Source organism: Yersinia pekkanenii, from assembly GCF_001152565.1.
GTDB lineage: Bacteria > Pseudomonadota > Gammaproteobacteria > Enterobacterales > Enterobacteriaceae > Yersinia > Yersinia pekkanenii.
On sequence record NZ_CQAZ01000009.1, the window covers coordinates 117,012 to 127,809 of the forward strand.

A 10,798-nucleotide genomic window follows, 5' to 3' on the forward strand; every position below is an offset into this window, starting at 1 on the left:
TACATAAGTAAGTGATTCGGGTGAGTGAGAACCGCTAACAACGCTGCAACGTCAAGAACGAAGGATTAACATGGAAATCTATCTGGTCGGCGGGGCTGTACGCGACAACCTATTAAACCTGCCGGTTACCGAACAAGATTGGGTGGTGGTGGGGGCAACTCCAGAACAGTTACTGGCACAGGGTTACCAACAGGTCGGTAAAGATTTCCCTGTATTCCTGCACCCGGTAAGCCATGAAGAATATGCACTGGCACGCACTGAACGTAAATCAGGCCAAGGCTATACCGGTTTTACCTGCTACGCTGCACCGGATGTCACACTGGAAGACGACTTACTGCGGCGCGATTTGACCATCAATGCCATTGCCCGTAGCGCCGATGGGGAACTGTTCGATCCCTACCACGGTCAACAGGACTTAGAAAACAGAATATTACGTCATGTCTCCGATGCCTTTGGTGAAGATCCATTACGTGTGCTGCGTGTCGCCCGTTTCGCGGCCCGTTTCGCTTACCTCGGTTTTACTATCGCACCAGAGACCCAGACCCTAATGGCAGCCATGGTGCACAGTGGTGAACTCTCAGCATTGACACCTGAACGGGTATGGAAAGAAACTGAGAAAGCGCTGAAAACACCAAGCCCACAGATCTATTTTCAGGTGCTGCGGGATTGTGGTGCGCTGTCCGTGTTGTTCCCGGAAATTGAACGTCTGTTTGGCGTGCCTGCGCCGGAGAAATGGCATCCGGAAATTGATACCGGTATTCATACCCTGATGACACTGGCAATTGCAGCTCAAATCAGCCCTGAGGTTGATGTACGCTTTGCCGCACTCTGCCACGACTTGGGCAAGGGCCTAACACCGAAAGAGTTTTGGCCGCATCACCATGGCCATGGCCCGGCAGGAGTCAAATTGGTCGAGCAGTTATGCCAGCGCTTACGAGTACCTAATCCGGTCCGTGATTTGGCGAAGCTGGTAGCGGAATACCACGATCTAATTCATACGGTGAATAAGCTTCGCCCTGAAACTCTGCTTAAATTGTTTGATGCTATTGATGTGTGGCGTAAACCAGAGCGCCTTGAGCAGATGATTATGACCAGCGAGGCAGATGCCCGAGGTCGCACCGGATTTGAAGAAAATCCTTATCCACAAGGGGATTATCTGCGAGCAGCATTCCATGTTGCCAACGGGGTATCAGTGCGGGAAGTGGTCGCCAGCGGGCGACAAGGCTTGGCAATTCGGGACGAACTGAAACACCGCCGCCAGCAAGCATTGGCGCAATGGAAACAAACTCAAGAAGTGATTTCAGAATAAATCGTGGGTCGCCATGAAACAAAAAAACCTGAATATTTTCAGGTTTTTTTATGCCACGAAATTAGCGCACTCTTACATAAAGACCCAATACACTGCGGCTGCCACCACAAAGCGATAAATGGCGAAAGGGACAAAAGAGATACGTTTAATCAGTGACAGGAAGGTTTTGATAGCAATCAGTGCCACGATAAATGCCGTGATAAATCCGACAGCAAACATCGGTAAATCGCCCAGCGTTAAGAAATGCAGGCTTTTATACAAATCTAAGGCGCTGGCCCCTAGCATCATCGGCACAGCCAGAATGAAGGAAAACTCAGAGGCGGCGTAGCGATTCACACCGACCAGCATCCCACCTGAAATGGTGGCACCGGAACGGGAGAACCCTGGCCACAATGCCAGGCACTGGAAGCAACCAATGGCAAATGCCTGACGGTAAGTAATATCATCCAACCCGACAGCTTTAGGATTTTTAGGCTTGAACCATTCAGCTACCAGCAAAAGTATCCCGCCCGCGACCAAGGCATACATAACACTTTGCGGATTAAATAAAGATTTGATGGTGTCGTGAAATACCAACCCCAGGCCCACCGCCGGGATCATCGCCAATAAAATATGGCCCAATGTCAGGTGGCCGCTGGTTTTCCCCTCATGGGGTACCGCACCGAAATGGATGCCAATCAGGCCGAACAAGCGCCGCCAGAACACCACTACCACCGCCAGAATCGAACCTAACTGAATGATGACTTCAAAGGTTTTTGCTTTGTCACCGGTAAAGCCCAACAACTCGCCGACAATAATCATATGCCCGGTAGATGAAACCGGCAGGAACTCAGTCAACCCTTCAACCACACCCAGAACAAAAGCCACAAACAGCGAATACATATCCGTCATCTACGATACCCAATGCCATGTAATGGAAAATCACAAAAAAACGGCAATGTAAAAAACAATACCGTTAAATTTCAGTCTGTAAAAATATCACATTAATTAATAAGTCGGACCACATTATCAATATAGGGTTACATTTTCATGTCGTCGCTCAACAAAAAATTAGCTATTTCGCTGACCACGCTCAATCACCACGCCGACATTTCGGGCCTGTGCCACCGCCCCCGGTTTACTGACCTTAATCCGCACCCAAGGTGAATTAAAACGCTGTAGCAGCAGTTCGGCAATCTCTTCAGCCACGCGTTCTACCAAGGCAAAACGCTGCGATGCCACATGTTTTATGACTGCCTCACTGATATCTGCATAGCTCAAACAATCAGTTACATCATCACTGGCAGCGGCTTTACGATTATCCCAGCCCATTTCGATATCGAACACCAGCTTTTGCTGAATGGTCTGTTCCCAGTCATAAGCACCAATCGTGGTTATGACACTGAGTTCCTCAATAAATACGATGTCCATCACGTCATTCTCTGTTTTTGCGCCTGCCGGATACCACTTCCAGCGGAATATGCGTATTATCCACTGATGTTGCGATTAAAACGATCATTATTCAACAAGGCGGTGTTATGAGTGCTATCGCGCTTGGCATGATTATCTTCGCGTATTTGTGTGGCTCTATTTCCAGCGCGGTCCTGGTATGCCGGGTTGCCAAGCTGCCCGATCCACGCGAACACGGCTCCGGTAACCCCGGGGCGACCAACGTACTGCGCATAGGTGGCCGCACCGCAGCCGCAACAGTACTAATTTTCGACGTGCTGAAAGGTATGTTACCGGTTTGGATAGCCTACTTGCTGTATGTTCCACCATTGTATCTTGGCTTAACCGCTATTGCCGCCTGCCTTGGTCATATTTATCCGGTGTTTTTCCACTTTAAAGGCGGCAAAGGCGTCGCCACCGCATTGGGTGCTATCGCTCCCATTGGCTGGGATCTGACTGGCCTGATGGCCGGCACCTGGCTGTTGACGGTATTGCTGAGTGGTTATTCATCTTTAGGGGCAATTATCAGCGCCCTGATAGCCCCCTTCTACGTTTGGTGGTTTAAACCACAATTTACCTTTCCGGTTTCAATGCTCTCGTGCCTGATTCTGATGCGCCACCATGATAATATTCAACGTTTATGGCGTGGCAAAGAAAGTAAAATCTGGGACAAGCTCAGAAAGAAAAAGCAGAAAACGCCCGCTGAAGAAGCCACAAAGCTGGAAGAGAAAGAAGATTAGTTTTACCGAATTACCTCGCTATCCCACCCAATCCAAAATGGCTGAGCGGGAGCGAGGCGAGGCGCAAGGAATTGAGAGAGCGGAGCATACATCAGTAGGTGAGCATCACGAGATGACGCGGTAACGCCGCCGCAGCCTCGCTCAGACTTTCGACAACTCTGCCAACGGCCAACGCGGCCGCACCGACACACTCAACTCGCTGTTCACACCACTTTTCAGCCTGATCAACCCAGCATAGGCGATCATCGCGCCATTATCGGTGCAAAACTCTGGCCGGGCGTAGAACACTTCCCCCCCCCGTTTTTGCATCATTTCGGCCAGTTTCGAACGCAAAGTTCGGTTAGCACTGACCCCACCGGCAATGACCAATCGTTTAAAACCAGTCTGATCCAGCGCACGTTTAGATTTAATCGCCAGCGTATCGACAGCAGCATCTTCGAAGGCACGGGCGATATCGGCTCGGGTTTGGTCATCAGTACCATTGGCGCGAATGGTATTTGCGGCGAAGGTTTTCAGACCAGAAAAACTGAAATCCAGCCCAGGGCGGTCAGTCATTGGGCGCGGGAAAGTAAATCGCCCTGCGGTGCCAAGCTGGGCCATACTCGACAACATTGGCCCTCCGGGATAATCCAGCCCTAATAATTTTGCTGTTTTATCAAAAGCCTCACCTGCCGCATCATCGACAGATTCCCCCAACAACACATACTCACCAATACCAGTCACGCTAATCAATTGGGTGTGGCCGCCAGAAACCAGAAGGGCCACAAACGGGAATTCAGGGGCATTATCTTCCAGCATCGGTGCCAGTAAGTGACCTTCCATATGATGGACCGGCACCGCAGGAACCCCCCACGCAAATGCCAATGCGCGGCCGATGGTGGCCCCGACCAGCAATGCACCTACCAAGCCTGGGCCTGCTGTGTACGCTACGCCATCGATGTCTTTGGCGCTCAGGTTAGCTTCTTTCAGCGCGGCCTGAATCAAAGGCACAGTTTTGCGCACATGATCACGGGAAGCCAGCTCGGGCACTACGCCACCATAATCAGCATGTAATTTAACCTGACTGTAAAGTTGGTTAGCTAACAGACCGGTTTCATCGTCATACACTGCAATTCCGGTTTCATCACAGGACGTTTCTATACCCAAAACTCGCATTACATTTCCCATCATTCACGTGCGGCCGACAGTTTAGCATAACCGTGCCGCCCGTCATGATTTCTGATCCCAAATTGAACGATAAGGAGGCCAATGGGATCTCTGCCCCCCTAAATGTGGTTGATAGTTAACATATCTGAAAAAAATGTTGATAAATTCGATCACAGGCCCTGTTTAGTATATAATCAGCGGCCGTCGCACTCTTGGCACCATCTTTCTTGTAAAGAACGGGGCGACATTACAGGGGCGTGCCTGTTTCAATTTGCTGTGGTGCTTTACAAAGCAGCATCCATTGAAGTAAAATTCCGCACCATTTTGAGAAGGCTGGCAATTGGCCAGCAGCAAACCGATTTCTATTGAGGTGAGAGGCACATGCCGGTAATTAAAGTACGTGAAAACGAGCCATTCGACGTAGCTCTTCGTCGTTTCAAACGCTCTTGCGAAAAAGCGGGTGTTTTAGCTGAAGTGCGTCGTCGTGAATTCTATGAAAAACCGACTACCGAACGTAAACGCGCTAAAGCTTCTGCAGTAAAACGTCACGCGAAGAAATTGGCTCGCGAAAACGCACGCCGCACTCGTCTGTATTAATTCTTCGGGGGTAACCCCACCGCGTAGTTTCTTATGTTCTAAGAATACGCAGATCGAGTAGTTGCATACGAAGGCCGTGCTTTCCGAAAGGAATGCGCGGCTTGTTCTCGTTTATGGACTGATCGAATAGGGGCTTATGGCTGGACGAATTCCACGCATATTTATCAATGACTTGCTGGCTCGCACCGACATCGTTGATCTTATCGATGCGCGGGTAAAGCTGAAGAAGCAAGGCAAAAATTACCATGCGTGCTGTCCGTTCCATCATGAGAAAACACCCTCATTCACCGTTAATGGCGAAAAACAGTTTTATCACTGTTTCGGCTGTGGCGCACATGGTAATGCTGTTGATTTCCTGATGAATTATGATCGACTCGAATTTGTCGAAAGTATTGAGGAATTAGCCACCATGCATGGGTTGGAAGTGCCTTACGAGGCAGGAACCGGCACCACCCAGCTCGAACGTCATCAACGACAAAGTCTTTATCAACTGATGGAAAGCCTGAGCGCATTCTATCAACAATCACTCAAAGGCACGACTGCCAACCAGGCACGCGAATATCTTCAACATCGCGGATTGAGTGAAGAAATAATCCAACATTTCGCTATCGGTTTTGCCCCCCCAGGTTGGGACAATGCCTTAAAACGTTTTGGCCGTGATGGTGAGAGCCGTACCGCGTTGAACGATGCTGGAATGCTGGTGACTAATGATACAGGGCGAACTTACGATCGTTTTCGTGAGCGCGTCATGTTCCCTATCCGCGATAAACGCGGGCGGGTTATCGCCTTTGGTGGGCGAATTCTGGGTGACGGAGTGCCGAAATACCTCAACTCCCCGGAAACAGAAATTTTTCATAAAGGCCGCCAGTTATATGGCTTGTATGAAGCACAAGTGAGTCATCCCAATCCAACACGTTTACTTGTGGTGGAAGGGTACATGGATGTGGTGGCGTTAGCGCAATTCGGCATTGATTATGCTGTTGCCTCGCTGGGAACGGCGACCACGGCGGAACATATTCAATTATTATTCCGCGCGACCGATAACGTCATTTGTTGTTATGACGGCGATCGGGCCGGTAGAGATGCTGCCTGGCGGGCATTAGAAACGGCGCTGCCCTATCTAAACGATGGGCGTCAGCTACGCTTTATGTTTTTGCCTGACGGAGAAGATCCGGACACTCTGGTACGTAAAGAAGGGAAAGACGCATTCGAACTACGGATGGAGAAGGCGCAGCCACTCTCAACCTTTTTGTTTGAAACCTTGATGCCACAGGTAGATTTGAGCAGCCCCGATGGGCGCGCCAAGTTAAGTACCTTAGCATTACCCTTAATCAGTCAGGTACCCGGTGAAACCTTACGTCTCTATCTGCGTCAGCAATTAGGCAACAAGTTAGGCCTGCTTGATGACAGCCAGCTTGATAAGCTGATGCCGAGACAAGCCGAAAACGCGAATACCTACCAGCCGCCCCAGCTAAAACGCACAACCATGCGTATACTTATAGGGCTACTGGTACAAAACCCACAACTGGCTACACTTATTCCCTCATTACAGGGAGTTGAACAAGCCAAGTTAGCCGGTTTACCGTTATTTATTGAGTTGGTTGAGACTTGTCTGGCCCAACCGGGGCTGACTACCGGGCAGTTATTAGAACTGTACCGTGATAATAAATTCAGCCAACAGCTTGAAACTCTCGCAACATGGAACCACATGATTGTAGAGGATATGGTCGAGCAGACCTTTGTCGACACGCTAACCAGCCTGTATGACTCCATATTGGAGCAACGTCAGGAAACCCTGATAGCGCGTGATCGAACGCATGGATTGAACGCCGAAGAACGTAAAGAGCTTTGGTCTTTGAATCTGGCTTTGGCCAGAAAAAAATGAAACACCCAACGGCTTAATTGCCGATAAATGTGGGGGTTACTCCCCGCAATATGCCGCCATAGCGGGCAGCGGCGATAAAAAAAGGCCCCAAATGCTATTGTTGGCGGTTTCGCCGACCGACACCAACCCAAATACTCTGAAGTGTGGATACCGTCTTATGGAGCAAAACCCGCAGTCACAGCTGAAGCTACTTGTCACCCGTGGTAAGGAGCAAGGCTATCTGACCTATGCTGAGGTCAATGACCATCTGCCGGAAGATATCGTCGATTCCGATCAGATCGAAGACATCATCCAGATGATTAATGACATGGGTATCCAGGTGCTGGAAGAAGCCCCTGATGCCGATGATTTAATGCTGGCCGAGAATACCACTGATACCGACGATGATGCAGCTGAAGCTGCTGCACAGGTATTGTCCAGTGTTGAATCCGAAATCGGGCGTACCACTGACCCGGTGCGTATGTACATGCGCGAAATGGGTACCGTTGAGCTGTTGACACGTGAAGGCGAGATTGATATTGCCAAACGTATCGAAGAAGGCATCAATCAGGTCCAGTCTTCAGTTGCTGAATACCCTGAAGCTATTACTTATTTGTTGGAACAATATGATCGCGTTGAAGCGGGTGAATCCCGTTTATCCGACCTGATCAATGGCTTTGTTGATCCAAACGCCGAAGAAGATATTGCGCCAACGGCAACTCACGTTGGTTCCGAATTATCCACTGAAGAGATGGATGACGACGACAAAGAAGAAGAAGACGAAGAAGAAGAAGAAGACGACAACAGCATCGATCCTGAGCTGGCACGCCAAAAATTCAGCGAATTGCGTGAGCAGTATGAAAACACACGCATGGAAATCAAGAAAAATGGTCGTAGCCACGCGAATGCTGCTGCAGAGATTGTAAAGCTTTCAGAAGTCTTCAAACAGTTCCGCCTGGTACCGAAGCAGTTTGACTATCTGGTCAATAACATGCGCGCCATGATGGACCGCGTTCGTACTCAAGAACGTATCATTATGAAGTTGTGTGTTGAGCAGTGCAAAATGCCGAAGAAAAACTTCGTCACACTGTTTTCCAGCAACGAAACCAGCGACACCTGGTTTGCCGCCGCAGTAGCGATGGGTAAACCATGGTCTGAAAAACTGAAAGATGTTTCGGATGATGTCCAACGTAGCTTGCAGAAACTGCGCCAGATCGAAGAAGAAACCGGTCTGACCATTGAGCAAGTGAAAGATATCAACCGCCGTATGTCTATCGGTGAAGCGAAAGCACGTCGTGCCAAGAAAGAAATGGTTGAGGCTAACCTGCGTCTGGTTATCTCTATTGCGAAAAAATACACCAACCGAGGTCTACAGTTCCTTGATTTAATTCAGGAAGGTAATATCGGTTTGATGAAAGCAGTAGATAAGTTCGAATACCGTCGTGGCTATAAGTTCTCAACCTATGCAACTTGGTGGATTCGTCAGGCAATTACCCGCTCTATCGCGGATCAGGCGCGCACCATTCGTATTCCGGTGCATATGATTGAGACTATCAACAAACTCAACCGTATCTCACGCCAGATGCTACAAGAGATGGGGCGTGAGCCAACGCCGGAAGAGCTGGCTGAACGCATGCTGATGCCGGAAGACAAGATCCGTAAAGTACTGAAGATTGCCAAAGAGCCAATCTCAATGGAAACCCCGATCGGTGATGATGAAGACTCACACCTGGGCGATTTCATTGAAGATACCACTCTGGAGCTGCCGCTGGACTCTGCAACTTCTGAGAGTCTGCGTTCTGCCACTCACGATGTATTAGCCGGTCTGACAGCCCGTGAAGCGAAAGTTCTGCGTATGCGTTTCGGTATTGATATGAACACTGACCATACTCTGGAAGAAGTGGGTAAACAGTTCGACGTAACCCGTGAGCGTATTCGTCAGATCGAAGCGAAGGCATTGCGTAAACTGCGCCATCCAAGCCGCTCTGAAGTGCTGCGCAGCTTCCTCGACGATTAATCGTCGGGGTTAACCGCAACCCGCACACAAAACCCCCCAGCATGCTGGGGGGNGGGGGGGGGGGGGGGGGGGGGGGGGGGGGGGGGGGGGGGTTTTCTTTTTGAGCCAGGTAACAAATACAGCGCTTGGCGTATGCCGCATAAAAGATATAAAGCCAAAATGGCCTACCATTATCTATTATATGCGTAAAAAACCTTAAATTTGTGCAGAAAACGCCCATCTGATTTATCAGCTCTAGACCGCAGGATAAAAACTACCGTATAATCAGCGCCCAAGTCTGGCCCCTTAGCTCAGTTGGTTAGAGCACGCGACTCATAATCGCTTGGTCACTGGTTCAAGTCCAGTAGGGGCCACCAAATAAAACAAGGAGTTACGTTAATAGCGTGACTCCTTTGTTATTTCTAGGATACCTATAGGATACCTCAGAGCGGTATCGTCAGGTATTGTCAAAATGTTCTCTCGTCATAAGTTCGAGCAACTTAAGGTTGGATGGCGTAAATGAATAACTTGTTAGATGTGTTAAATAATGACTTAGAGCGCGCACTTGCATTGCAAAACACATTGCTTGATAGAGCAACGGGGAAAGGTGAAGACGATATTGCCTATATGCAATTACGTAATTATTTTCTCAATTCCACTCCCTTCTCAGATCAGCTACCTCAATTTGTTAGAACATGTCGTTCACTTAGTCAGTTTTGGCAACATATTAAAAAGACAGATGGATACGCCTCTAGGCGCGAAATCATTTGGGCTGAATTTCAACCGCTTCTTGACCTCATGGAAGGTAACAACATTTCCCCGGCCGATATCCACATAACAGATGGCCTAAAAAGTTATGATGAAGCGGGCGTGAGCGAAGCTTGGACTAAAGCATTGGCCCGGAGGTTATCAGATCCCGAAGGCGCTATTACAGCTGCTAGGTCATTAATAGAAACGGTATGTAAACACATCCTCGATGACCGTAAAATTGCATACGATAGAAACACAGATATGAGCGAGCTTTACAAATTGGTATCTAAGGAGCTTAACCTTGCCCCAGAACAGCATACGGAACAGATTTTTAAGCAAATCCTTGGTGGATGTTCAGCAATTGTAAATGGCTTAGGGACTCTTAGAAATCGACTTGGTGATGCTCATGGAAACGGGAGAAAACCGGCTAAACCTTCGGATAGGCACGCTTTGCTTGCAGTAAATCTAGCCGGCAGTATGTCCGTGTTTCTGATACAGACTTGGCAAACCCAATATTAACCTCAGAACTATCTTAGTGGCGGTCTCGGCCTCTTCCACTGGAATGTGTCAGTATTCATGCGTTGCCGATGGCGTTCTTTAGCAGTCAGCGTTGCCGCTACCTTTGTACGAATATCCAGTAAATCCTTACCATTAAGGTCTAACCCTTGCTGTTTGGCGACAGCGATCAGGGTGTTTTCAATCTGCTCATGTTTTAACATATAGGTATCCTCATTCATCGAGAGAGTCAGGGCGGCCCGGTTCCCTCTATGAGCAAAAAAGCCAGCGCAGGGCTGGCAAAGGTTGGAGATTGCGGGTCTATAGCCCACTAGGTTAGTAATTTATTCATCATTGCCGAGGACATAAAGCAACGAGGGGGTAACCTCACGCATGGCTGTTTTCTCTGTCTCATCGCTCATCAGAGTAAGCGTGTAGTCCAGGCACTCAAACACCACATCAATCGCAGACAG

10 protein-coding genes and 1 tRNA gene are annotated in these 10,798 nt (G+C 49.0%); 7 read left to right on the forward strand and 4 right to left on the reverse strand.

Annotation, left to right across the window (positions count from 1 at the left end; translation table 11 throughout):
- Positions 1-70 precede the first annotated feature (70 nt).
- Positions 71-1,309, forward strand: a complete 1,239-nt coding sequence (locus tag AEP37_RS06525; protein WP_049611621.1) for a multifunctional CCA addition/repair protein — start codon at positions 71-73, stop codon at positions 1,307-1,309.
- A gap of 72 nt (positions 1,310-1,381) precedes the next feature.
- Here AEP37_RS06525 and bacA read toward each other — a convergent pair whose 3' ends face one another.
- Positions 1,382-2,200: an undecaprenyl-diphosphate phosphatase gene (bacA, locus tag AEP37_RS06530; RefSeq protein WP_049611624.1), complete on the reverse strand. Its 819-nt coding sequence runs from the start codon at positions 2,198-2,200 to the stop codon at positions 1,382-1,384.
- Positions 2,201-2,359: 159 nt separating this feature from the next.
- A complete protein-coding gene (gene folB / locus AEP37_RS06535; protein WP_049611627.1) occupies positions 2,360-2,719 on the reverse strand; it encodes a bifunctional dihydroneopterin aldolase/7,8-dihydroneopterin epimerase in 360 nt (119 codons plus the stop codon).
- A gap of 107 nt (positions 2,720-2,826) precedes the next feature.
- Here folB and plsY point away from each other — a divergent pair, with 107 nt between their 5' ends.
- The gene (plsY, locus tag AEP37_RS06540) at positions 2,827-3,477 is read left to right on the forward strand and encodes a glycerol-3-phosphate 1-O-acyltransferase PlsY (protein WP_049611630.1); all 651 of its coding nucleotides are present in this window, start codon (positions 2,827-2,829) and stop codon (positions 3,475-3,477) included.
- 141 nt (positions 3,478-3,618) lie between these two features.
- Here the strand turns inward: plsY and tsaD are convergent, their stop codons facing one another.
- Complete coding sequence (gene tsaD / locus AEP37_RS06545) at positions 3,619-4,632, reverse strand: tRNA (adenosine(37)-N6)-threonylcarbamoyltransferase complex transferase subunit TsaD (protein ID WP_049611633.1); 1,014 nt, start codon at positions 4,630-4,632, stop codon at positions 3,619-3,621.
- A 372-nt stretch (positions 4,633-5,004) separates the two neighbouring features.
- Here tsaD and rpsU point away from each other — a divergent pair, with 372 nt between their 5' ends.
- The 5 genes from rpsU (at position 5,005) to AEP37_RS06575 (ending at position 10,349) form a co-directional block, all read left to right on the forward strand.
- The gene (gene rpsU / locus AEP37_RS06555) at positions 5,005-5,220 is read left to right on the forward strand and encodes a 30S ribosomal protein S21 (protein ID WP_001144069.1); all 216 of its coding nucleotides are present in this window, start codon (positions 5,005-5,007) and stop codon (positions 5,218-5,220) included.
- A 136-nt stretch (positions 5,221-5,356) separates the two neighbouring features.
- Entirely contained in the window at positions 5,357-7,105 is a 1,749-nt protein-coding gene (dnaG, locus tag AEP37_RS06560) for a DNA primase (protein WP_049611642.1), read from the forward strand.
- A gap of 157 nt (positions 7,106-7,262) precedes the next feature.
- Positions 7,263-9,101 (forward strand): RNA polymerase sigma factor RpoD, encoded by a 1,839-nt coding sequence (gene rpoD / locus AEP37_RS06565; RefSeq protein ID WP_049611644.1) that lies wholly within the window; start codon positions 7,263-7,265, stop codon positions 9,099-9,101.
- A 279-nt stretch (positions 9,102-9,380) separates the two neighbouring features.
- Positions 9,381-9,457, forward strand: a tRNA-Ile gene (locus tag AEP37_RS06570).
- A gap of 142 nt (positions 9,458-9,599) precedes the next feature.
- Positions 9,600-10,349 (forward strand): abortive infection family protein, encoded by a 750-nt coding sequence (locus AEP37_RS06575; RefSeq protein ID WP_049611647.1) that lies wholly within the window; start codon positions 9,600-9,602, stop codon positions 10,347-10,349.
- A gap of 8 nt (positions 10,350-10,357) precedes the next feature.
- Here the strand turns inward: AEP37_RS06575 and AEP37_RS06580 are convergent, their stop codons facing one another.
- On the reverse strand, positions 10,358-10,549 hold the full coding sequence (locus tag AEP37_RS06580) for a hypothetical protein (RefSeq protein ID WP_049611650.1): 192 nt from the start codon (positions 10,547-10,549) through the stop codon (positions 10,358-10,360).
- Positions 10,550-10,798 lie beyond the last annotated feature (249 nt).